The organism is Mycobacterium sp. (genome assembly GCF_004298145.1).
Lineage (GTDB): Bacteria > Actinomycetota > Actinomycetes > Mycobacteriales > Mycobacteriaceae > Mycobacterium.
In genome coordinates, this window is record NZ_SCRH01000072.1 from 21,999 (window position 1) to 44,988 (window position 22,990).

At 67.4% G+C, this 22,990-nt stretch carries 17 protein-coding genes; 10 read left to right on the forward strand and 7 right to left on the reverse strand.

Annotated features, from left to right (window positions below; genetic code table 11):
* Window positions 1-59 precede the first annotated feature (59 nt).
* The 3 genes from EPN51_RS28455 to EPN51_RS28465 are packed head-to-tail and all read left to right on the forward strand — an operon-like array spanning window position 60 to window position 3,106.
* Complete coding sequence (locus tag EPN51_RS28455; protein ID WP_293049217.1) at window positions 60-896, forward strand: uracil-DNA glycosylase; 837 nt, start codon at window positions 60-62, stop codon at window positions 894-896.
* A complete protein-coding gene (locus tag EPN51_RS28460) occupies window positions 893-2,020 on the forward strand; it encodes an FAD-binding protein (protein WP_293049218.1) in 1,128 nt (375 codons plus the stop codon). The genes EPN51_RS28455 and EPN51_RS28460 overlap by 4 nt, the downstream gene beginning before the upstream one ends.
* A gap of 54 nt (window positions 2,021-2,074) precedes the next feature.
* Window positions 2,075-3,106 carry an LLM class flavin-dependent oxidoreductase gene (locus EPN51_RS28465; protein WP_293049219.1) on the forward strand — a complete coding sequence of 344 codons (1,032 nt, stop codon included), beginning with the start codon at window positions 2,075-2,077 and terminating at the stop codon, window positions 3,104-3,106.
* Between the two features lie 7 nt (window positions 3,107-3,113).
* Here EPN51_RS28465 and EPN51_RS28470 read toward each other — a convergent pair whose 3' ends face one another.
* Window positions 3,114-7,046, reverse strand: a complete 3,933-nt coding sequence (locus tag EPN51_RS28470) for a bifunctional diguanylate cyclase/phosphodiesterase (RefSeq protein WP_293049220.1) — start codon at window positions 7,044-7,046, stop codon at window positions 3,114-3,116.
* Window positions 7,047-7,253: 207 nt separating this feature from the next.
* Window positions 7,254-7,688, reverse strand: a complete 435-nt coding sequence (locus EPN51_RS28475) for an HIT family protein (protein ID WP_293049221.1) — start codon at window positions 7,686-7,688, stop codon at window positions 7,254-7,256.
* Window positions 7,689-7,772: 84 nt separating this feature from the next.
* Here EPN51_RS28475 and EPN51_RS28480 point away from each other — a divergent pair, with 84 nt between their 5' ends.
* Entirely contained in the window at window positions 7,773-9,158 is a 1,386-nt protein-coding gene (locus EPN51_RS28480; RefSeq protein ID WP_293049222.1) for an amidase, read from the forward strand.
* Window positions 9,159-9,296: 138 nt separating this feature from the next.
* Here the strand turns inward: EPN51_RS28480 and EPN51_RS28485 are convergent, their stop codons facing one another.
* Window positions 9,297-9,821 (reverse strand): DNA-deoxyinosine glycosylase, encoded by a 525-nt coding sequence (locus tag EPN51_RS28485; protein ID WP_293049223.1) that lies wholly within the window; start codon window positions 9,819-9,821, stop codon window positions 9,297-9,299.
* A gap of 40 nt (window positions 9,822-9,861) precedes the next feature.
* Between EPN51_RS28485 and EPN51_RS28490 the strand changes: the two genes are divergently transcribed.
* Together EPN51_RS28490 and EPN51_RS28495 are read left to right on the forward strand one after the other, a co-directional pair.
* Complete coding sequence (locus tag EPN51_RS28490; RefSeq protein WP_293049224.1) at window positions 9,862-10,986, forward strand: adenylate/guanylate cyclase domain-containing protein; 1,125 nt, start codon at window positions 9,862-9,864, stop codon at window positions 10,984-10,986.
* Window positions 10,987-11,271: 285 nt separating this feature from the next.
* On the forward strand, window positions 11,272-11,856 hold the full coding sequence (locus EPN51_RS28495; protein ID WP_293049225.1) for a hypothetical protein: 585 nt from the start codon (window positions 11,272-11,274) through the stop codon (window positions 11,854-11,856).
* Window positions 11,857-11,957: 101 nt separating this feature from the next.
* Here EPN51_RS28495 and EPN51_RS28500 read toward each other — a convergent pair whose 3' ends face one another.
* The 3 genes from EPN51_RS28500 to EPN51_RS28510 all read right to left on the reverse strand — a co-directional run bounded on the left by EPN51_RS28500 (window position 11,958) and on the right by EPN51_RS28510 (window position 17,060).
* Window positions 11,958-13,103, reverse strand: a complete 1,146-nt coding sequence (locus EPN51_RS28500; protein WP_293049266.1) for a BTAD domain-containing putative transcriptional regulator — start codon at window positions 13,101-13,103, stop codon at window positions 11,958-11,960.
* 277 nt (window positions 13,104-13,380) lie between these two features.
* Window positions 13,381-15,297 (reverse strand): ABC transporter ATP-binding protein, encoded by a 1,917-nt coding sequence (locus EPN51_RS28505; protein WP_293049226.1) that lies wholly within the window; start codon window positions 15,295-15,297, stop codon window positions 13,381-13,383.
* Window positions 15,294-17,060, reverse strand: coding sequence for an ABC transporter ATP-binding protein (locus EPN51_RS28510; RefSeq protein WP_293049267.1), 1,767 nt, complete (start codon window positions 17,058-17,060; stop codon window positions 15,294-15,296). The genes EPN51_RS28505 and EPN51_RS28510 overlap by 4 nt, the downstream gene beginning before the upstream one ends.
* Before the next feature lie 182 nt (window positions 17,061-17,242).
* Between EPN51_RS28510 and EPN51_RS28515 the strand changes: the two genes are divergently transcribed.
* Together EPN51_RS28515 and EPN51_RS28520 are read left to right on the forward strand one after the other, a co-directional pair.
* A complete protein-coding gene (locus EPN51_RS28515) occupies window positions 17,243-17,800 on the forward strand; it encodes a DUF3558 domain-containing protein (RefSeq protein WP_293049227.1) in 558 nt (185 codons plus the stop codon).
* 8 nt (window positions 17,801-17,808) lie between these two features.
* Window positions 17,809-18,369, forward strand: coding sequence for a DUF3558 domain-containing protein (locus EPN51_RS28520; RefSeq protein WP_293049268.1), 561 nt, complete (start codon window positions 17,809-17,811; stop codon window positions 18,367-18,369).
* Window positions 18,370-18,483: 114 nt separating this feature from the next.
* Here EPN51_RS28520 and EPN51_RS28525 read toward each other — a convergent pair whose 3' ends face one another.
* On the reverse strand, window positions 18,484-18,987 hold the full coding sequence (locus tag EPN51_RS28525; RefSeq protein ID WP_293049228.1) for a histidine phosphatase family protein: 504 nt from the start codon (window positions 18,985-18,987) through the stop codon (window positions 18,484-18,486).
* A gap of 162 nt (window positions 18,988-19,149) precedes the next feature.
* Here EPN51_RS28525 and EPN51_RS28530 point away from each other — a divergent pair, with 162 nt between their 5' ends.
* Entirely contained in the window at window positions 19,150-20,301 is a 1,152-nt protein-coding gene (locus EPN51_RS28530; protein ID WP_293049229.1) for an exonuclease SbcCD subunit D, read from the forward strand.
* Window positions 20,298-22,919 (forward strand): AAA family ATPase, encoded by a 2,622-nt coding sequence (locus EPN51_RS28535; protein WP_293049230.1) that lies wholly within the window; start codon window positions 20,298-20,300, stop codon window positions 22,917-22,919. Before EPN51_RS28530 ends, EPN51_RS28535 begins: the two co-directional genes overlap by 4 nt.
* The last annotated feature ends 71 nt before the right edge of the window (window positions 22,920-22,990 follow it).

The window sequence follows — 22,990 nt, forward strand, 5'->3', positions numbered from 1 at the left end:
ATAGTAAGCCCGTGTCACGGCCCCGGACGGTGCCCGGGTCCGCATGACGTGGCGCCTGAATGCAGGATGTTCATGTGCTCGACCACCCACGTACCGGCCAGCCGTTCGACTCTCCTGTTGGCGCGGGTACCGGATGGCCGGGTGATCCGGCCACACCGCAGACCGCGGTGGCGGCCGATGCCGCCCAGGTCGTCGCGTTCGCGGAACAGGCCACCTCGATACCCGAGCTCGATGCCCTGATCAGCGTGTGCCGGGCCTGCCCGAGGTTGGTCGACTGGCGCGAGGAGGTCGCCGTCGTCAAACGCCGGGCCTTCGCCGATCAACCGTATTGGGGCAGGCCGGTACCCAGCTGGGGATCGGCGCGGCCCCGGCTGTTGATCGTCGGGCTGGCACCCGCCGCGCACGGCGCCAACCGCACGGGCCGGATGTTCACCGGCGACCGCTCGGGCGACCAACTGTACGCGGCGCTGTTCCGGGCCGGTCTGGTGAACCAACCGACCAGCGTCGACGCCGCGGATGGGTTGGCTACCAAGCATATTCGCATCGTTGCGCCGGTGCGGTGTGCGCCTCCCGCCAACGCCCCGACCCCGGCCGAGCGTGACACCTGCTGGCCCTGGCTGCAGGCCGAATGGCGGCTGGTGTCCGACCACGTGCGCGCGGTCGTGGCCCTGGGCGGTTTCGGCTGGCAAATCGCGCTGCGGCTACCGGGCACCGCCGGTAGAGCAGCGGCGCGCAAGCCCCGGTTCGGCCACGGCGTCGTTGCCGACCTGGCGCCCGGTGTGCGGTTGCTCGGCTGTTACCACCCGAGCCAGCAAAACATGTTCACCGGTAGGTTGACACCAGCGATGCTCGATGACGTCTTCCGCAAAGCAAAGGAACTGGCAGGGATCAAGTGAGCGAGGTTCTGGTATCCGGCGCCAGCGTGGCGGGTACGGCGACCGCGTTTTGGCTTGGGCGGCACGGCCATTCGGTGACCGTGGTGGAGCGCCATCGCGGGCCGCGGCCGGGCGGTCAGGCGATCGACGTGCGGGGTCCGGCGCTGACCGTGCTGGACCGCATGGGGCTGCTGGGTGCCGCCCAGAAGCGCAAGACGCAAATCCGCGGCTCCTCGGTCGTCGACCGTGACGGTAACGAAGTGTCCCGGGACACCGAAGCTGCGCTCTCTGGGCCCTCTGGGGCCCCTATCGATAGCCCCGACATCGAGTTGCTGCGCGATGACTTGGTCGAATTGCTTTACGGTGCAAGTCAATGGACGGCCGACTACATCTTCGACGACACCATCACCGCGTTGGATGACGATGGTGCGGCCGTCCACGTCACCTTCGAGCGCGCCCCGCCGCGCGAATTCGATCTCGTCATCGGCGCCGACGGATTGCACTCCAACGTACGGCGATTGGCGTTCGGGCCGGAAGAGGATTTCATCGAGCGGCTGGGCACGCATGCCGCAATCTTCACCGTGCCCAATTTCTTGGACCTGGACCACTGGCAGATGTGGCACTACGGGGACTACAGCATGGCGGGGGTCTACAGCGCGCGTAACAACGCCGGGGCCCGGGCCATGTTGGGTTTCATGGAGACGGATCTGCGGATCGACTACCGCGACATCGAGGCCCAATTCGCCGAGCTGGAGCGGCGGATGGCCGGCGACGGATGGGTTCGCCCGCAACTGCTGGAGTACATGCGGACCGCGCCGGACTTCTACTTCGACGAAATGTCTCAGATCAAGATGGACCGCTGGTCGCGCGGCAGGGTGGCGTTGGTCGGTGACGCCGGGTATTGCTGCTCGCCCCTGTCGGGTCAGGGAACCAGCATCGCGCTGCTGGGCGCCTACATCCTGGCCGGCGAGCTCAAGTCTGAAGGCGACGATTACGAACGGGGATTCGCCAACTACCAGCACGAGTTCGGCGACTACGTCCAGCGCAACCAATGGCTGGTCGTGGACAACATTCCGGGCGGTGCGCCGATACCGCAAGAGGTGTTCGATCGCATCGTCGCCTCGATCGTCCTGAAGGACTACTGAGCCGCATCGCGCCGGGTCGGGAACGTTTGCGGGCCCGCGCGCGTTGACGCCATCGTGCGTCTTTCCGTCCTTGATCTCATCCCGGTGCGCAGCGACCAGACGACCGGCGACGCGCTGGCGGCAACCGTGCAGCTGGCCCAGGCCGCGGATCGGCTGGGTTTTACCCGCTACTGGGTGGCCGAGCACCACAACATGCCCTCGGTCGGTGCCACCAGCCCGCCGGTGGTCATCGCTTATCTGGCCGCGCAGACCTCGCAACTACGGCTCGGCTCGGGTGGGGTGATGCTGCCCAACCACGCGCCGCTGGCGGTGGCCGAGCAGTTCGCGCTGCTGGAAGCCGCTGCTCCGGGCCGCATCGACCTCGGCATCGGCCGGGCACCGGGATCCGACCCGGTGACCTCATATGCCCTGCGCGGTGGGAATGACGGTCGGGACGTGGAGAACTTCCCCGAATATCTCGACGACGTGGCCGCGCTGATGAGCGCCCGCGGCGTGCGGGTTGCGTTGCGCTCGGGCGATTACACGCTCAAGGCCACTCCGGCCGCCACGACCGAACCGCGCCTGTGGCTACTGGGTTCGTCGATGTATTCGGCGCATTTGGCCGCCGCCAAGGGGTTGCCGTACGTGTTCGCACATCACTTCTCCGGCAAGGGAACCGAAGAGGCGCTCGAGCTTTACCGCTCCCGATTCAAGCCCAGCGCCGTGGCCGCGGAGCCGCTGACGTTCTTGACGGTCAACGCGACGGTGGCCGAAACCCGGGAGGAGGCAACGGCGTTGATGCTGCCCAACCTGCAGATGATGGCCAGGCTGCGGACCGGGCAGCCGCTCGGGCCGGTGCCGCTGGTCGAGGAGGCCGCGGTGGCCGAGTTGACGGGGCAGCAGCAGCGGATAGTCGAGAGCGGTCTGCAAGGCGCCGTTTTGGGTGCGCCGGCGGAGGCCGCCGAGCAGGTCCGGGCGCTTGCCGAACGGTTCGGCGTCGACGAGGTGATGGTGAACCCGGTGGCGTCGGCCCGCCGCGGCACGGACCCTGACGCCGCGCCGGCGCGCGTCGCGACGCTGGAGCTGCTGGCCAAAGAGCTGTTCTGACTCCCTGTCACGCCCGCGGGTTGGACCGGCTGGAGTGGGGGTCTGGCGCGTGGGCGGCGATCCAGTCGCGTAAGTCGTCCGGCGGCAGGGGCGGGCTGTGCACGAAACCCTGGGTGATCATGCAGCCGTACCGCCGCAGGGCGTGCAGGGTGGCCTCGTTTTCGACACCCTCGGCGACCAGGTCGGCGCCCAGGTTGTGCGCCAGCGCCACCGTGGACCGCACGATGGCGACCGATCGCGTGTCGTGAACCAACCGCGTTACGAAAATCCGGTCGAGTTTCAGCTCGTCGACCGAAACCTCTTGCAGGCGAGCCAATGACGACCAGCCAGTGCCGTAGTCGTCGATCGATATGCGAATCCCCAAGCGCTGCAATGCGGCGACGGTGTTGCGAGATCGCACGGAATCCACCAGTGCGCTCTCGGTGATCTCGAGAATGAGCGCGTCTGCGGGTAGGTGGTAGTTTGCCAGCAGCTGCTCGACGGTACCGACGAGCTCGATGTCGAGCAGGTTGGTCGTCGACAGGTTCACCGCGACAGTGAGCGTGACGCCCTGCTCACGCCAGCACCGGACCTGCTGGAGAGCCATGCTCAGTGTGCGGTTGGAGATCTTGCGCATCAGTCCGGCGCGTTCGGCGACCGGCAAGAACTCCTCCGGTAGCAGTGTTCCGCGGGTGGGATGCTGCCAGCGCAGCACCGCCTCGACACTGTGAACGCTGCCGTCGCGCCCGTCGATCTTGGGTTGGTAGTGCAATCTCAGCTCGTCGGTGTCGAACAATGCCGTCCGCAGTTCCTCGATGAGGTTGGGGTCGTTGTTCCGATAGACCTCAAACGACGAGTCGTAGACCGCGATCTTGCTTCGGGCGGATTTCGCGTGTGCCATGGCGGTCTCGGCGCGGCTCAGCAGCTCTTGCGGATGGTCGCAGTGGTCGGGGCACAGCGCGATGGCGATGCGGCCTTCGACTTGCACGGTGATCGGATCCAAGGCAATCGGCTCACTCAAAGCTTCCAGCAGCCGGCCCGCCTGAGCGCTGGCGGCGGTGAGATTGGCCCCGTCCGCGAGCAGCACGGCGAACTGGTCATCACCCACGCGCGCGAGCAGGTCGTCGTGACGGACACTGCCGGACAACCGGTTTGCGATATGGCACACCAGCTCATCGCCGAATTGGCGACCGATCGAGTCGGTGATCTCGTGAAAATCGCTCAGGCTCAACAACAACAATGCCCGCCGTGCGGGTGCTCGGCTCGGTATCGACGTGGGCCCCGCCGCCGCAGAGGCGGGCAACGCAGTCAGGGCGCTCGCCAGTGAGTGCCGGTTCGGCAGCGCGGTCAGCTCATCGATCACGGCGTGCTTGCCGCTCGTTTGCAGCAGGCTCGCATCCCGGAGGGTCAGCGAGAACCGCCCGGCCGCCACGATCAGGCTCAACGCTGCCAGTGTCGCGGCGGCTCGCGAATCATGCGCCAGGACAATCACTCCCAGCGCCGCAACGGAGGTCGCCACCGCGGTGACATACGGGCTGAATCGGTGTCTGGGTAGTGGCGCCGTCGGCGACGAAGGGGACCAACTCGCCATCGCGATGAGTATCGACGACGCGGGCCAGCAGGCATCCAGCAAAGAGCCGACCCGATATGAGCCGGCGGTCGTCCGGAACAGATAGGCCCCGTCCGCCACCGCAAACAAGACCAATCCGGCCACCAGCAGCACCCAGCGAATCTCATTGCGCCAAGCGAGTATTGGTAACATGCCAGCGGCGAGGGCCAGGAGCACCAGATCAACCCACGGGTAGGCCAGACCCATCCATACGGTCGCCGGTGTGCGTAACGTCGCCGCTCGGATGGGACCCTCCGTCAAGGCCGCGGCCACCGCCGCCAACGTCAGGGCGCACACCACCGAATCGAGCTGAATCGGGATCGGCAGCCGCTTGAACCGTGCCCGCATGAGCAGCAGCAGCCCGGCATAGACGAATGGGTAGTACGCCAGGTACACCGGGTCGGCCACCGACGGGGATCGGCCGTTGGGTACCCACAGGGCGTAGACGATGTCACCCGCGGCCGAGAACGCCATACCGGCGGCGATCAGTGACCACGCCAACCGGTCGGCCGGTACACGGTACGCGCGAAGGCCAATCAGACCGGCCGCCGACACGTTCAGCGCCGGGTACAGCGTCGTCGCCGAGAACATGCCATGTCCGGCGTCTGGATGTACGAGGCTGGACACGGCGAAGGCGATCACGCCGATCGCCAGCACCGCGAAGGCGCCCTGGACACCTCGCGGTGGCTGACGGGCAGCGTCGGTGACATCGCTGGGGGGCGGGTTCGATGTTGCTGTCGCGACGTCGGGAACCGGCGGCGACGCCTGGGCGCTGGTGCTGCCGGCCACGCGCGATGCGACGGCGGATCCCCTCGAGCCGGGAGACGGCGGAAACGCATAGGGCAGAGGCAGGTCGGGCATGAAGCTGCGGATACATTGCCCGCCTTCACGTTTGGCGGCGTACATGGCCAGGTCGGCATGCCGCAGCAGCTGATCGACCGTGCACACCGACGCACCGGTGCACACCGTGAATCCGATGCTCGGCCGGACCGTGATCGGAATGCCGTCGATCAGAATGGCCCCGGCGAATGCGTCGAGGATCCGGTGCGCGGCCGCCTGCGATTCTTTGACGGAAGCCTCGATGACCGCCGCAAATTCGTCGCCACCAAGGCGGGCGATGGTGCCACTTTCCCCCAACGCCGCGGTGAGCCGCCCGGCCACCCGGACAAGGAGTTCGTCGCCGGCCGGATGGCCCAGGGCGTCGTTGACCGATTTGAAGTTGTCGAGGTCCAGGCACAACACCGCGATGGGCATGCCGTCGGGATGCTGGCGCGCGACGGCCTGTTCCAGCCGCTGCAGGAACAGCGCTCGATTGGCCACACCGGTCAGGTGGTCACGAAAAGCCTCCCGCGCGACTTCGGACAACAGATTCTGGTTGTCGACCAGGACGACGAATTGCCGGGCCAGGACGGCGGCAACCAGTACGCCCAGAGCGGCGAGCATGGGGTTGTGCAGCGAATTGCCCGCCACGTGCGCCCAGCCCACCGCGGCGGCGAGGATCAGCGGCAGGTAGGGCAGCCATAGCCGGGCCCGGAACTCGATCTCATCCGGCGATGCCGGCGTGGGACGCTCGTGCGCGGCGGCCAGTGCTGCCAGCGCCAATATGGCCAGCCCCGCCACTCGGACCAGGTCACCGGCACCGCCCGTGTGATAGCTGGCGATGCCGGTATAGAAGACCAGCACCATGTCGGCGACGCAGATGGTCGCGACGCCAGCGGCCAGCAGGCTGCGGCTGGGCCGGTCGCCGGGACGAGCCCGGGACAGCATCAGGATCGCGGTCGTCACCTGGACGACGTCGGCGAAGACCTCCGCCAGCGTCACCAGCCGCGCACCGGAATGCTCCCGCAGCTGCGCTTCGACCACGAACACCCAGGCGATGACGAACAGCGACGTCGCCACGATGAGACCGTCGAGAAGCAGACGCCGGGGACTGTTGCGAGACAACTGGGACAGCAGCACCAACGACGTCATGGCGCCGACCGGCCACAACAGCAGCACGAACTCGGCCGCCGCAGGGTGGGTGGCGTGGTCGAATTCCGGGCGCACGTCGTAGACCGCCCAAATGATCTCACCGGCCGCCCAGCCGAGCAGCGCCGTTACCAGCGCCAGCCAGCCGTATCGCTGCCGCGGGGCCTTGAAGCGGGCCGCGCGCCCGGCGTATGCCGCCGTGATGACCAGGCATACCGCGATGACGAACCCATTGGCCGGATGCGTGCCGTAGGGACCGCGCCATCCCCAGAACGACGACAGCAGGATCAACGACCCGGCTGCGCCGTATACACCGGTGAGGAGCCACCCCGCGGGCGCGGGCACCCCGGACCGTCGCCACGGATTCACCACCCGCCGTTTCATGACCGCTCCAGCCACTCCCCCCGCTGTGTGGTGAAGAAACGAACACTTCACCACGAGTTACAGGGCATTAAACCGCTGCGCATGTGCGCGAAGTGTGGCTTTTGCCAGGTTGGTGCGACGCTGGCCGTGCTCGGGTGGGGCCAGCCGTCGCAAACGCGCAGTCGACGAGCCCCGATTTGCTCCACGAGGGGACGACCCGCAATGGGCTTAGTCCGGCTGACTTGCGTCGATCCGGGCCAGCGCGTTGCGCAGAATCTGGCCGGTGGCGTCCCGATCGGGGTCGCGGCGAAGCAGCAGTCCTTTGGCCACCGACAGCTTGTCGCCGTTGCGGCGCGGCAAGACGTGCAGGTGGATGTGGAACACCGTCTGGAAGGCGGCGCTGCCGTCGTTGATGGCGATGTTGGTCGCGTCGGCCAATTCCGTCGTGCGCGCCGCCCGGGCGATGCGCTGGCCCAGGGTGATCATCCCGGCCAGCGTCTCCGGCGCGGTGTCGGTGAGATCGACGCTGTGCCGTTTCGGCACCACCAGCGTGTGGCCGCGGGTGAACGGGCGGATATCGAGGATCGCCAGGTAGTCATCGTCTTCGTAGATCCGGATGGCCGGAGCTTCACCGGCGACGACCGCACAGAACACGCAGGACATGTGGCCCACGGTACTGGCTGCTCCGCCGCGACCACGCCGAGGCCAGCGGCGGCCCGGCGCGATTTAGGGGGATACGCTGCCGCAGTGAACGATCTCGCCTTCGCCGGCGCGGCGGCACAAGCGCGCATGCTGGCCGACGGCGAACTGACCGCACCGGAGTTGCTCGAGGTCTACCTGGAGCGGATTGTGCAGCTGGACAGCCAGCTGCGTTGCTACCGCGTGGTGCTCGCCGACCACGCTCGTTACGAGGCCGCGGTGGCGCAGGACCGGCTGGACGCCGGCGAACGGCGGCCACTGCTCGGCGTGCCGATCGCGATCAAGGACGACGTCGACGTCGCCGGGGAGGTGACGACGTTCGGCAGCGGCGGACACCGGCCCGCGGTGACCTCCGACGCGGAGGTGGTGCGCCGGCTGCGCGCCGCGGGCGCCGTCATCATCGGCAAAACCAATGTGCCCGAGCTGATGATGCTGCCCTACACCGAGTCGTTGACCTTCGGAGCTACCCGTAATCCGTGGGATCCCAGACGCACACCGGGCGGCAGCAGCGGGGGCAGTGCCGCCGCGGTCGCGGCCGGGCTGGCTCCGCTGGCGTTGGGATCCGACGGGGGTGGCTCGATTCGCATCCCGGCGACCTGGTGTGGCGTGTTCGGCCTGAAGCCGCAACGCGACCGGGTGTCGTTGGAACCGCATGACAATGCCTGGTACGGGTTGAGCGTCAACGGCCCGATCGCCCGGACGGTGATAGACGCGGCCTTGTTCCTGGATGCGACCTCGACGGTGCCTGGGCCCGAAGGGGAGTTCATGAGTGCGGCGACGCGCAACCCCGGTCGGCTGCGAATTGCGTTGAGCACCAAGGTCCCGACGCCCCTACCGGTCCGGGTCGGCAAACCGGAGTTGACGGCGCTCGACCAGGCCGGCGCGTTACTTCGCGATCTCGGCCACGACGTCATCACGGCCGACCCGGAATATCCGGCCTCGGCGATACTCGCCAACTACCTGCCTCGTTACTTGCGCGGCATCTGCGACGACGCGGACGCCCTGGCCCATCCGGAACGTCTGGAAACGCGTACCCGCAACATGGCCCGCCTGGGGTCGTTCTTCTCGGACCGTCGCATGGAGGCGATCCGAGCGGCCGAGGGGGCCGTGATCTCGCGGATTCAGGCGATCTTCGACGACGTCGACATCGTCGTCACGCCCGGAACCGCAACGGGCCCATCGCGTATCGGCGCCTATCAACGGCGCGGCGCCGTGTCGACGCTGCTGAGGGTAGGGCAGTGCGTTCCCTACCAACAGATCTGGAATTTGACCGGACAGCCCGCCGCGGTGGTTCCGTGGGACTTCGACGGAGACGGCATGCCGATGTCGGTCCAACTTGTCGGCCGGCCATATGACGAAGCGACGCTGCTGTCGGTGTCGGCGCAGATCGAAGCCGCCCGACCGTGGGCGTTGCGCCGGCCGCCGGTGTCGTAACAGCGGACCAGCCCCCGCGATCGGGTGGATCTACGTGCGCCGACCCGCATCGCCCGGCTGCGCCGCGCTCACGATCGGCGCGGTCTACGCGCGCCGACCCGCATCGCCCGGCTGCGCCGCGCTCACGATCGGCGCGGTCTACGCCCGCCGACCCGCATCGCCCGGCTGCGCCGCGCTCACGATCGGCGCCCACGCCGCGAGCTTGGCACCCGGCCGCATCACGTGGGCCGGGCTGGTCGACGGCAGCCGGTGGTAGTGGATCTCGTCGGGCGCCACCGCCAGCCTGCGGTACAGCTCGGCGGCCTTGACGCCGTTGAAGTACACCGCCGTGATGGTGGGGTAATCGGCGAACAGTTCGCCAAAATCGTTGACCACCAGACTCTTTGGATCGATAGCCGAGTCGGCACTGCCGCCGCGGCGACAGCTGTGAAGCACATCCCACAGGGCGACCTGGTGGGATTGCAGTTCCGCCAGACGTCTGTCGTAGGGCGCGGCCGCCTCGAAGCCGAAAAGCTCTCCGGTGATCGACCAGAACGCATTGCGCGGATTGGCGTAGTACTGGCCCGCCGCCAGTGATTGCGCACTGGGGAACGAGCCCAGGATCAGCGTCCTGGCGCGCTCGTCGACGACCGGCGGGAATCCCCGCAGCAACGCTGTGCTCATCACGTCACATCATGACGCGCCGGCGTTGTACGTTGGCGACGTGCACGCCGGGGACGACCACACCATCGACGATCTGCTCGAAGGTCTCGAGGGAGCCGCGCGCACGGAACGGGCCGAACTCGTGAAGTGGCTGTTCGACCAGGGCATCACCGCCGAGGAGATCCGGGCGACCAATCCGCCTCTGTTGCTGGCCACTCGCCACATCATCGGCGACGACGGCACGTACGTGTCGACCCGGGAGATCAGCGAGACCCACGGCATCGACCTGGGCCTGCTGCAGCGCGTACAGCGCGCCATCGGTCTGGTCCGGGTCGACGACCCCGACGCGGTCGTCCACATGCGCGCCGACGGTGAAGCCGCTGCGTTCAGCCAGCGGTTCGTGGAGCTGGGGCTGGATCCCGATCACGTGGTTCTCGTGGTTCAGGTGCTTGCCGAAGGTCTGTCGCGGACCGCCGAAGTCATGCGGTACTCAGCGCTTTCGGCGATCATGCGTCCGGGCGCCACTGAGCTCGAAATCGCCCAAGCCTCAAAGGCCTTGGTGAACGAAATCGCGCCCATGCTCGGCCCGATGATCCAGAACATGTTGTTCATGCAGCTGCGCCACATGATGGAGACCGAAGCGGTCAATGCCGCGGAGCGCGCCGCCGGAAAGCCGCTCCCGGGCGCGCGCCAAATCAGCGTTGCCTTCGCTGATCTGGTCGGCTTCACCCGCATCGGCGAGGTGGTAACGCCCGAAGAGCTGGGCCATTTGGCCAACCGGCTGGCCATCCTCGCCCGTGACATGACCGCTCCCCCGGTGCGTTTCATCAAGACTATCGGTGACGCGGTGATGTTCGTCTGCCCCGACCCGCAGCCCTTGCTCGATGTCGTCGTGAAACTCGTCGAAGCGGTCGATTCCGACAACGACTTCCCCCGGTTGCGGGCGGGGGTGGCCTCGGGCATGGCGGTGAGCCGGGCCGGTGATTGGTTCGGCAGTCCGGTCAACGTGGCGAGCCGTGTCACCGGCGTGGCGCGTGCGGGCACCGTCCTGGTCGCGGATTCGGTGTGGGACGTCATTGGGGAGCGCGGTGAGTTTTCGGGATCGTTCGCCGGTGCCCGCCGCCTCAAGGGGATCAAGGGCGAGGTCAAACTGTTTCGCGTCCGGCGGGGCGACGGCGAGGACTGACCGCCGCTGAGCGTGGCGAACGATTGTGTCGATATGGGCAGGCCCGGTGCGACTCCTGGGGGCGTCTGACTCCGTCTTACGCGTGTCCTACGCGGCCGGATTCCTACCCCGTGTTCCGGCGCTTCGAATTGGTCGCTTCCCGGGCCTGCTTCGCTATCCAAAATACGCCGTCGAACAGCCCGGATCAACGGGTTTTCCGGTCCAGGGATGAGATCGGCGACCGGCCCTCTTTCGCTGCCGGTGAACGCTATTCCGTTAAGAGTGTAACGATGTAATCATGTAATTATGAAAGCGCATCACGCACACGGGCGCCGATACGGGCGTCCCGGGGGCTGGCAGCAGGCCCAGCAACCCGACGCCAGCGACGCCGCGGAATGGTTCGCCGGGCGTCTTCCGGAGAAATGGTTCGACGGCGACCCCACGGTGATCGTCGACCGCGAAGAGATCACCGTCATCGGAAAGCTCGCGGACACGGCGAACTCCGAAAGCGAAGGGAGCGAGGCCCGCGCGGCCGGGCGAGCGTCGCGATTCCGCGAGGAAACACGTTCCGAGCGAATGCATGTCGCCGACGAAGCTCAGGATCGCTACGGACGCAAGGTTTCCTGGGGGGTCGAGGTCGGCTCCGCAACGGGCACGGAACGAATTCTGTTCACCCACATCGCAGTACCTGTCATGACTCGGCTGAAGCAACCAGAACGCCAGGTGCTCGACACGTTGGTCGACGCCGGTGTCGCCCGGTCCCGCGCCGACGCCCTCGCGTGGTCGGTGAAGCTGGTCGGTGAGCACGCTGAGGAGTGGCTGGCCAAATTGCGCGACGCGATGACGGCGGTCGACGACCTGCGCGCGCAGGGCCCCGATCTGCCGTCGTAACACGCCCTGGCGTTCTTGGTGCGCAGCCGTCGGGCCAGTCGTTGTCGATCTTGTCGGCGATCTGACCGGCCGGCTCGCTGATGCGGTAGCTCGCGCAGTTCCTAACCGTCGTTTTGGTCGGTATCGGCTATCCGGAAGATGAATTCGTGGTCGCAGATGCGGATGCGGTCGCCATTTTGCAGGCCGGCGGCCGCGACGATTCGTTGGTTCTGGACGTGCACGCCGTTTGCGGACCGCAGGTCGTTGATGATGTAGCTGCTTCCCGTGTCGATGATGACGGCGTGGTGTCGGCTGACCTTGGGCGAGTCGAGCACGATGTCGTTCTCGCTAAGGCGCCCAATCGTCGTCGATGCGTAGAGCGGATACCTGCGCCCGGACGGGTCGTGCAGATGGGCGACCGCTTTCTGGTCGGCCGCCATGGTGTATTGCTCGAGCGCGGTGACCGTGACCGCCGCGGTCGTCATGGCGTTCTTCTTGGCGTCCAGCGGTTCCTGGCGCAGGATCCGGTCGTTGAGGGTGCGCAAGTTCTGGCCCGGGTCGATCCCGAGGTCATCGGCGAGCGCTTTCTGTACGCGGCGGTAGGCCGCCAACGCATCGGACTGGCGGTCGGTGAGGTAGTAGGCGGTCATCAATTGAGCCCACAGCTGCTCGCGGTAAGGATGTTCGTGGGTCAGCGCTTCGAGTTCGGTGATCACGGTAAAGGCTCGTCCGCAGGCGATTTCGGCCTCGGCCTTCGCCGTGTGGGCGAGGATCTTCTCCTCGGCGAGCGAGGTGGTGAACGTATCGACGAACCGAAAGTCCTGCAGATCCTCGAGCACCGGGCCGCGCCACTCCGCCAATGCGGCCGACAGATGCCGACTGGCCTGTTCGAATCGGCCGGCGGCCGCCGCCTGCACCCCGGCGGTTTTTTCGGCGATGAACCGGCCGAGATCGCAAGCCTCATTGGGGACGTTGAGCCGATAGCCCGGCGGCGCGGCGACCAGCACCGCGCGCGGGTCGATTCCGGCGCCGCTCAGCAGCTTACGCAGGTTGGACACGTAGGAGTGGATGCTGGCCCGCGCCCCCGGCGGCGGCGACTCATCCCATAGGGCGGTGATCAGCCGGTCGACGCCGACCGGGTTGTTGCGGTTCATCAGCAGCATGGCCAGCACCGCTCGCTGCTTGGGCGTGCCCGACGGCACCAGGACACCGTCGACGCTCATCTCCAACGGTCCGAGTAGACCGAGGTCGAGACGTTTGTCCGCCATCACGCCTACCAGCCTTTTCCCGTCCGCGGCGTCGGGTGCCAATGAGGTCACAACGGTGATTGTGCCGCCAAGCGGGTGGATTCGTTGAGAATCCCGACAAACCGCCGAGCTGCGCCGGCATGTCGGCACCGTCATCGCCCCGCCGCGCCCCCACACCTTGGCACCGGATGTCCGAAATGCGTTCTCGCCCACTGTGATAGTCGATATCACCCGTGAATCGGATTGTACCGCCGGCGTGCCCACACCGGTCGCCACCACAGCGTGCTCGCCGCGGTTGTCAGGCCCGGGTCATCGCGTAGTAGGCGCCGCGCCGGGCCAGCAGTTCGGCATGGTTGCCTTGTTCGACGATCCGGCCGGCCTCGACCACCAGAATGCGGTCGGCGTCGCGGATTGTCGAAAGACGGTGTGCGATAATGAAACTCGTTCGATCTCGGCGCAGTTCGCGCATGGCGTGCTGGATGAGGACCTCGGTGCGGGTATCGACCGAGCTGGTTGCCTCGTCCAGGATCAGCAGCTGCGGGCGGGCAAGAAATGCGCGTGCGATGGTGATGAGTTGCTTTTCGCCGGCGCTGATGTTGGTGCCGTCGCCGCTGACCCGGGTTTGGTAGCCGCCCGGCAACGACCGCACGAAGGGGTCGACGTAGGCCGCCTCGGCGGCGGCGACCACCTCGTCGTCGTGCGCGTCGGGGCGTCCGTAGGCGATGTTCTCCGCGATCGTCCCGTCGAAGAGCCAGGTGTCCTGCAGCACCATGCCGATCCGCGACCGCAGCGAATGCCGGTCCATCGTGGTGATGTCCACCCCGTCGACGAGGATCTGGCCGGCGTCGACGTCATAGAACCGCATCAACAAGTTCACCAGCGTGGTCTTGCCGGCTCCGGTCGGTCCGACGATCGCCACCGTGCTACCCGGTTCGGCCACCAGTGAGAGGTCTTCAATCACCGGAGTGCCCGGGCGGTAGGCGAAGCTGACGTGCGCGAATTCGACGCGCCCACCCAGCCGGGGCGTCGTGTCGGTGGGCCGGGGCGCGGCGGGTGCGGGATCCGGCGATTCTTCGGGCTCGTCGAGCAGGGCGAAGACGCGCTCGGCGCTGGCCACCCCGGATTGCAGGGTGTTGTACATCCCGGCCAGTTGGCTCAGTGGCGAATTGAACTGCCGGACATATTGAATGAAGGCCTGGATGTTGCCCAGGGTGATGTGCCCGGTGGCCACCTGCAGGCCGCCCACCACGGCGACGGCGACATAGCCGAGGTTGCCGATGAACGTCGTCGCGGGCGCCACCAGTCCCGAGAAGTACTGGGCACCGAAACTGGCCTGGTAGACGTCGTCGTTGAGGCCGCGGAACCGCTCGCGGGCCGCGGCCTGGTGGCCGAACGTCTTGACCACCGTGAACCCGCTGTAGGTCTCTTCGATGTGGGCGTTGAGGCGCCCGAGGCTCGTCCACTGGGCGAGGAACAGGCGCTGGGAATGTCGCGCGATCGCGCGCGTCGCCAGCAGCGACAGTGGCACCGTCAGCACGGTGATGCCGACCAGTAGCGGCGAGATGGACAGCATCATCGCCAGCACCGCCACCACGGTCAGAACCGATGTCAGCAGCTGGCTGACCGTCATCGACAGTGACGATTGGACGTTGTCGATGTCGTTGGTGAGGCGGCTGAGCAGCTCGCCGCGTTGCCGTCCGTCGAAGTACGACAACGGCAACCGGTGGATCTTGTCCTCGACGTCGGAACGCAGCGCCGCCATGGTGCGCTGCACGGTGACGTTGAGTAGTCGCGCTTGCGCCCAGATCAACACCGAGGAAACGAGATAGAGGGCCAGCGCGACCATCAGCGTCCGCGCGACCGCACCCAGGTCCACGCCGTGGCCCGGCACCACATTCATCCCGGACAGCAAGTCGGCGAAGGTGTCGTCCCCCCGGCGGCGCGCGGCGGAAATGGCCTGCGCCTTGCTGATGCCGGCGGGGAGCTGCCGCCCGATGACGCCGTTGAACAGCAAATCGGTGGCATGGCCGAGGATCCGTGGAACGATCACCCCGATCACCGTGCCCGCGATGCCCAGCGTGATCACCGCGAAGCTCATTCTGCGCTGTGGCGCAAGCTGTTTCACCAGACGGGCGGCCGAACCCCAGAAATCGAGGGACCGCGCGGCCGGGGGCGGGGCCACGCCGCGGGCCGGGGTGTTGGTCGACGGGGTCATTGCGTACCCCCGACTTGACCTGATCGCAGGGCGCCCACTGCTTGCGAATCGGCGAACTCCGCATAGGTGGGGCAGTCGAGGAGCAGCGACTCGTGCGTGCCGGCGCCCACCAATCTCCCGCCGTCTATGACGATCACCTGGTCGGCCTGTGCGGCAGTCGAAACCCGTTGAGTGACAACGATGACGGTGGCCTCGCTCGATATCTGCTCGAGGGCCGCGCGCACCCGCGCATCGGTGTGCACGTCGAGTGCGCCGAACGAATCGTCGAACAGATAGATGGCCGGGTGGCGGATGACCGCCCGGGCGATGGCGAGTCGTTGCCTTTGCCCGCCGGAGAAGTTGATGCCGCCCTGGGCGACCCGCATGTGCAGCCCGTCGTCGTGTGCGCGCACGAATCCGTCGGCGTCGGCCACCCGCAACGCTTCCCACATGTCCTCGTCGGTGAGTACCTGTCCCGGGGCGGCGCCGTAACGCAGGTTGTCGGCGACCGTCCCGGAGAACAGGTAGCCGCGCTGGGGGACCAGACCGATCGCCGACCACAGCCGCTCGGTGTGGTATTCGCGGACGTCGATGCCGTCGACCAGGACGGCTCCGCCGGTCACGTCGTAGAGCCGGCAGATCAGGGAGACCAGCGTCGATTTCCCCGAACCGGTGCTGCCGACGATCGCGGTGGTGGTTCCGGGCCGTGCGGTCAACGAAATGTCTTGCAGCACAGGGCGGTCAGCGCCCGGATAGGTGAATGTCGCGCCGTCCAAGCGGACCATCCCGGCGATCGCGCCCGGCGGAGATTTCGGGCTGGGTGGGTTTCGGACGGCGGGGCGGGTGGATAGCACCTCGGTGATCCGTTCGGCGCACACCGAGGCTCGCGGCAACACCACCGCCGTCATCGTCGCCATCAACACCGCCATCAGGATCTGGGTGAAGTACGCCAAGAACGCGGTCAACGAGCCGACCTGCATTTGGCCCCGATCGATGCGCAGCCCGCCGAACCAGATCAGGGCCATGCTGGACACGTTGATGGTCAGCGTGGTCACCGGCAGCATCAACGCTTGCCAGTTGCCCGCGGTCAGCGCGGTATTCGACAGCGCGGCGTTGGCTCGCGCGAAGCGGTCACGCTCGAAACCTTCCCGGCCGAACGCCCGGACGACCCGGACGCCGGCCAGCTGGTCCCGCATCACCCGGTTGATGCCGTCGATCAGGCCCTGCATCCTGCGGAACAGGGGCAGCATGTGCGACATCACCCAGTAATTGGTCACCGCCATGATCGGCACGCTGACCAGCAACAGCCACGTCAGCGCCGCCTCCTGGTGGACGGCCATGACGATTCCGCCGAGGCACATGATCGGCGCCGTCACCAGCACGGTGCCCGTTATCTGGACCAGGTACTGGATTTGTCGCACGTCGTTGGTGCTGCGCGTCAGCAATGTCGGCGCGCCGAATCGGGCGCTTTCGCGTTCGGAAAAGGTGATGACGTGTTCGAACATCGCGGCGCGCAGGTCGCGACCAAAGCCCATCCCGGTGCGGGAGCCGAAATAGGTCGCCCCGACCGAGCACAACACCTGCAATCCGGTGGCCCCGAGCATCACGGTGCCGAGCCTGACGATCGTGGTGGTGTCGCCCTTGGCGACGCCCTCGTCGATGATGGCGGCGTTGACGGTCGGCAGGTACAGCGACGCGAGGTTGCTGACCAGCTGCAGCACCATCAGCACCGCGACCAGCCGGCGGTACGGCTGGATGTACTGGCGCAGCAGTGCCAGGAGCATTGGGTAACTGTCGCACACCGTCCGCCCGGGCGTCCCCGCCAACCGCCGGATGGTCAACGCCCGCATGGTCCGCGTTCGCGGCATTGAAATACCTGCTCAGGCGCGTCGGTGGTTGAGCCGCTGGGCTGCCGCTACAGTGCATCGTGTGGACCAGCAGCGGGCGGAGCGGAAGCAGGGTAGCGGTGCGGCGTAACACGAGGGCGCTGGCTCTTGTGGCGTCAGCCTTGACGATCCTGCTTCCCGCGGTGGCGGCCTGCTCCGATTCCGGGGGCAACAAACCCGGAGCGACAACGTCGTCGACGCCGCAGAAAGGGCAAGGCAACCACGGGCCGATGTTCCCGCAATGCGGCGGCGTCGGCGACCAGACGGTGGCCGAGCTCACCAGGGTGAGCGGACTGATCAATACCGCCCGGAACTCCGTCGGATGCCAGTGGCTCGCCGGCGGCGGAATCCTCGGGCCGCACTTCTCCTTCTCCTGGTATCGCGGGAGCCCGATCGGACGCGAACGCAAGACCGAGGAGCTCTCCCGTGCCAGCGTCGACGACATCAACATCAACGGCCACAGCGGTTTCATCGCCGTCGGGAACGAGCCCAACCTGGGCGACTCGCTGTGCGAAGTAGGCATTCAGTTCCAGGACGACTTCATCGAGTGGTCGGTCAGTTTTAGTCAGAAGCCGTTCCCGCCGCCGTGCGACATCGCGAAAGAACTGGCTCGTCAGTCGATTGCGAATTCGAAGTGATGGCCCCGATGCGTGCCGGATCGCCGAGTGGGACGGCGGCCCGTGCCGCCGCAGCCGTTGTGCTGGCCGCGCTGCTGGTGTTGACGGGCTGTTCCCGGTCGATCGGGGGCAACGCGGTCAAGGCGGGCGGCAACATGCCCCGCAACAACAACTCCCAACAGCAGTATCCGAACCTGCTCAAGGAATGCGAGGTTTTGACCAGCGACATCCTGGCCAAGACCGTGGGTGCCGATCCACTCGATATTCAGAGCACGTTCGTCGGCGCGATCTGCCGGTGGCAGGCGGCTAATCCGGCCGGCCTGATCGACATCACCCGGTTCTGGTTCGAGCAGGGCAGTCTGAGCAACGAGCGCAAGGTCGCGGAGTTCTTGAAATACAAGATCGAGTCGCGCCCGATCGCCGGGATCGACTCGATTGTGATGCGTCCCGACGACGCCAACGGTGCGTGCGGCGTGGCCAGCGACGCGGCCGGTGTGGTCGGCTGGTGGATCAATCCGCAAGCGCCGGGCATCGATGCGTGCGGGCAGGCCATCAAGCTGATGGAGCTGACGCTGGCAACGAACTCCTAGGCGTTCGACCGCGCCGCTTCGACCGCGCCGCGCCGCGCCGCCGAACGTCGACTTGTTGTCGTCGATTTCGTGTTTTGAGCTCCACAAGTCGACGTTCGGCGCGGCGGCGCGCCCTCAGCGCGGAACCTGGAAGTCGATCAGCGTCGCCGTCCCCAGTTCCAGCTCTTTCCACGCGCATGGCACCGAGAGGATCGCGATCGCCGACGTCGGGAACTTGGCTGAAATGCGTTCGGCCGCAGCGTCTTCGGTGCCCGTGGCGCCGCCCAGGCCCAGGGCGAGGGTCGACATCGTCGGCTCGTGTCCGATGACGAGCAGCGTGTTCACACCGTCGTCCACCGTGTTGATCTCGTCGATCGTAGTGCCCGGGGTGCCGGCGTAGAGGCGCTCGCTGTATCGCACGGGCGCATCGATGCGAGCGTTCAGCAGCGTCTCGCGGGTGCGTGTCGCGGTGGAGCACAGCACGCCGTCGATGCTGGCCACGTTGGCGCGCAGCCAGTCGCCGGCCAGCCCGGCCTGCCTGATGCCGCGTGGCGCCAGCGGCCGATCATGGTCGGCGACCCCGGCCGGGTAGTCGGACTTCGAATGTCGCATCAACAGCAAGGTGCGCTCGCCAGTCACGGAGAATCAGATTAGTCAGTGCGGCAACCGGTCCGCCATGCCCTCGCCGTCGGGTTTTACGCACTACCAAGACCTGCCGATCGAGGTCCCGCGTCTTGTCGGTGCGCGGACCTAAACTCGCCATGCCCCGGTAAACACGCAGTTCGAAAGGGGGTCGCCGGCATGCGATTCCTGCACACCGCCGACTGGCAGCTGGGCATGACCCGGCACTTCCTCGCCGGCGACGCCCAGCCCCGCTATTCAGCGGCCCGCCGCGACGCGGTTGCCGGTCTGGGTGCGCTCGCGGCGGAAGTGGGCGCCGAGTTCGTCGTCGTGTCGGGTGACGTCTTCGAGCACAACCAGCTCCCGCCGAAGGTGATCGGACAGTCCCTGGAAGCCATGCGCGCCATCGGGATTCCCGTGTATCTGCTTCCGGGCAACCACGACCCCCTGGACGCCTCATCGGTGTACACCAGCGCGCTGTTCACCGCCGAGCGTCCCGACAACGTGGTGGTGCTCGACCATGCCGGCGTCCACCAGGTGCGTCCCGGGCTGGAGATCGTCGCCGCGCCGTGGCGGTCGAAGATGCCGACCACCGACCTGGTCGCCGAAGTTCTGGACGGCCTGCCCGCAGCCGCGGCCACCCGGATTCTCGTCGCGCACGGCGGAGTCGACGTCCTCGACCCCGATCGGGAGAAGGCCTCGCTGATCCGGCTCGCCAAGCTCGACGACGCGGTCTCCCGCGGCGCGGTGCACTATGTGGCGCTGGGGGATAAACACTCACTGACCCAGGTCGGCGGCAGCGGCCGGGTGTGGTACTCCGGGTCGCCGGAAGTCACCAACTTCGACGATGTGGAATCCAACCCGGGCCACGTCCTGGTCGTCGACGTCGACGAGGCCGACCCGCGGCGCGCCGTCTCCGTGACCGCACGGCACGTCGGATGCTGGCGCTTCGTCACGATGCACCGGCAGGTCGACACCAGCCGCGACATCGCCGACCTCGACGTGAACCTGGACCTGATGACCGAAAAGGACCGAACCGTGGTGCGCCTGGCGCTCACCGGTTCGTTGACGGTCACCGACCGCGCGGCGCTGGACGCCTGCCTGGACAAATACGCACGATTGTTCGCCTGGCTGGGCCTGTGGGAACGGCACACCGACCTGGCGGTGATCCCGGCCGACGGCGAATTCAGCGATCTCGGCATCGGCGGGTTCGCCGCCGCGGCGGTCGAGGAGCTGGTGGCGACGGCGCGCGAGGAGGACTCGGCCACCGCCGTGGACGCGCAGGCGGCGCTGGCGCTACTGTTGCGCCTCACCGATCGGGGCGCGGCGTGAAGCTGCACCGGTTGGTCCTGACGAACTACCGCGGCATCTCGCACCGGGAAATCGAATTCCCCGACCACGGCGTCGTGGTGGTGTGCGGCGCCAACGAGATCGGCAAGTCATCGATGATCGAAGCCCTGGATCTGCTCCTGGAATCGCGGGATCGCTCGACGAAGAAGGAAGTCAAACAGGTCAAACCCACCCATAGCGACGTGGGCTCCGAGGTGTCCGCTGAAATCAGTTGCGGCCCGTACCGTTTCGTGTATCGCAAGCGGTTTCACAAGAAATGCGAAACGGAGCTGACGGTCATCACGCCGTGCCGCGAACAGCTGACCGGCGACGAGGCCCACGACCGGGTCCGGGCGATGCTGGCCGAGACGGTGGACAGCGACCTGTGGCATGCCCAGCGAGTGCTGCAGTCGGCGTCGACCGCCGCGGTGGATTTATCCGGATGCGATGCGCTGTCGCGTGCGCTTGATGTCGCCGCCGGTGACAGCGGGGGCCTGTGCGGCACGGAGCCGTTGCTCATCGAACGCATCGACGCCGAGTACGGGCGGTATTTCACCCCGACCGGACGCCCGACGGGGGAGTGGGCCGCCGCGATCGCCCGGCTGGCCGATGCCGAGGCCGCGGTCACCGAGTGCGCGGCCGCGGTCGCCGAGGTCGACGAGCGGGTGTCTCGCCACGCCGTTTTGACCGAGCAGGTGGCCGACTTCTCCCAGCGGCGCATCGCTGCCGGCCCGCGTGTTGCGGCCGCGCAGGAAGCTGCGGAGCGGATCGCAGAGCTCACCGCGCAGCGGCGCGAAGCCCAGTTGGTCGCCGCCGCCGCGGCGGCCACCAGCGCCGCGGCGGGCGCCGCCCACACCGGACGTATGCAGCTGCTCGCCGAAATCGACGCCCGCGCCGGCGCTGTCGCCGAAACGGAAGCCCACGCGCAAGAAGCCGCGGCCGCACAATCGGCGGCGCGTGCCGAGGCCGAAGCTTGCGATGCCACGCTCGAGCAGGCCACCCGGGCCCTTACCGACCTGCAGCGCCGGGTCGATGCCGCGCGGCGCGCCGTCGACCGGCTCGCCGACCGCGAGCAGGCCGACCGGTTGCGCGTTCGGCTGGCCAAGGTCGATGCCCTCGAGCGGGATCGTGAGCGAATCTGCGCCGAGCTCAGCACGATCGCCGTCACCGAGGAAGTGCTGCGACGAATCGAGGACGCCGCGGCCGCGGTCCAGCGCATCGGCGACCAGTTGGCGTCGACGTCGGCGGCGATCGAATTCACCGCTGCGGCTGACATTCACCTCGTGGTGGGTGGCGAACGGATCTCCTTGGCGGCGGGGCAAAGCTGGTCGATCACCGCCGCCGGGTCCATCGTGGTCGAGGTTCCCGATGTCCTGACCGCCCGGGTCACCCCGGGTGCGACCACGCTGGATATTCACGCGAAACATGCTGCGGTACAACATGAAATAGCCGCAGCACTGGCAATCGGTGAGGTCGCCGACCTCGCCGCCGCGCGATCGGCCGACCAGCGCCGCCGCGAGTTGCAGAGCACCCGTGATCAACTCAGCGCCACCCTGGCCGGTTTGTGCGGTGACGAGCAGATCGACGAGCTGCGCGCACGCCTGGCGCAGCTACGCGCCGAACACCCGGCCGAGCCGGACCTTGGGGTCACGGACATCGGCGCTGCCCGCGCCGAACTCGACGCGGCCCAGCAGAGTCGCGTGGCCGCATCGAGCGAATGCGACACACGCCGCCAGGCCGCCACCGCCGCCGCAGCAGGGCTGGCCGAGTTGTCAACCCGGGCAACCGTCCTGCAGAACACGTTGGAAGCTCAACGCGCCGAGCTACAGGCGACCGCCGCCCGGATGGCCGCGGAGCGCGCCTCGGTCAGCGACGAGGAACTGGCGTTGTCGGCGGACACGGCCCTGCGCGCCGAGCAAGCCGCGGAACAACGGGTCACCGAGCTCGCCGCTGCGTTGGCGGCAGCGTCTCCCGATGCAGTCACCACCGAATTGGCCGAGGCCACAAAGGAAGCCGAGTCGCTGCGCGAACGCTACGAAGAAGCCGCCAGCGCGTTGCGCGAGATCACCATCGAACTCTCGGTGTTCGGCAGCGAGGGGCGCCAGGGCAAGCTGGACGCCGCGGAAACAGAGCGCGAGCACGCCGCCACCGAAAACACCCAGATTGGCGGGCGGGCGCGGGCCGCCCAACTGCTGCGCTCTGTCATGACGCGCCACCGTGACACCACCCGGCAGCGCTACGTCGAGCCCTACCGTGCGGAACTGCAGCGGCTCGGACGTCCCGTGTTCGGCCCCAGTTTCGAGGTCGACATCGACAGCGACCTGCGCATCCGTAGCCGCACGCTCAACGGCATCACGGTGCCCTACGAATCCTTGTCCGGCGGCGCCAGGGAGCAACTCGGCATCCTGGCCCGGCTGGCCGGCGCCGCCCTGGTCGCCAAGGAGGACGCCGTTCCGGTGGTCGTCGACGACGCGCTGGGTTTCACCGACCCCGACCGGTTGGCCAAGATGGGGCGGCTGTTCGACAGCGTCGGGACGTACGGGCAGGTGATCGTGCTCACCTGCAGTCCCGACCGGTACGACGGTGTCCAGGGCGCGCATCGCATCGATCTGAGCGCCTAGCCGTGGGTGGCTGACCTCGGCCGATCCGGCCGGTGCGACGATCCAGCGTTGCCGTGGCGCCGTGCCTGCAG

Excerpts from the sequence above, each read along its gene's own strand:
- EPN51_RS28455 (WP_293049217.1), top strand. The coding sequence starts at position 60 with ATGCAGGATGTTCATGTGCTCGACCACCCACGTACCGGCCAGCCGTTC.
- EPN51_RS28470 (WP_293049220.1), bottom strand. The coding sequence starts at position 7,046 with ATGAAACGGCGGGTGGTGAATCCGTGGCGACGGTCCGGGGTGCCCGCG.
- EPN51_RS28475 (WP_293049221.1), bottom strand. The coding sequence starts at position 7,688 with ATGTCCTGCGTGTTCTGTGCGGTCGTCGCCGGTGAAGCTCCGGCCATC.
- EPN51_RS28485 (WP_293049223.1), bottom strand. The coding sequence starts at position 9,821 with ATGAGCACAGCGTTGCTGCGGGGATTCCCGCCGGTCGTCGACGAGCGC.
- EPN51_RS28495 (WP_293049225.1), top strand. The coding sequence starts at position 11,272 with ATGAAAGCGCATCACGCACACGGGCGCCGATACGGGCGTCCCGGGGGC.
- EPN51_RS28500 (WP_293049266.1), bottom strand. The coding sequence starts at position 13,103 with ATGGCGGACAAACGTCTCGACCTCGGTCTACTCGGACCGTTGGAGATG.
- EPN51_RS28505 (WP_293049226.1), bottom strand. The coding sequence starts at position 15,297 with ATGACCCCGTCGACCAACACCCCGGCCCGCGGCGTGGCCCCGCCCCCG.
- EPN51_RS28510 (WP_293049267.1), bottom strand. The coding sequence starts at position 17,060 with ATGCTCCTGGCACTGCTGCGCCAGTACATCCAGCCGTACCGCCGGCTG.
- EPN51_RS28520 (WP_293049268.1), top strand. The coding sequence starts at position 17,809 with ATGCGTGCCGGATCGCCGAGTGGGACGGCGGCCCGTGCCGCCGCAGCC.
- EPN51_RS28530 (WP_293049229.1), top strand. The coding sequence starts at position 19,150 with ATGCGATTCCTGCACACCGCCGACTGGCAGCTGGGCATGACCCGGCAC.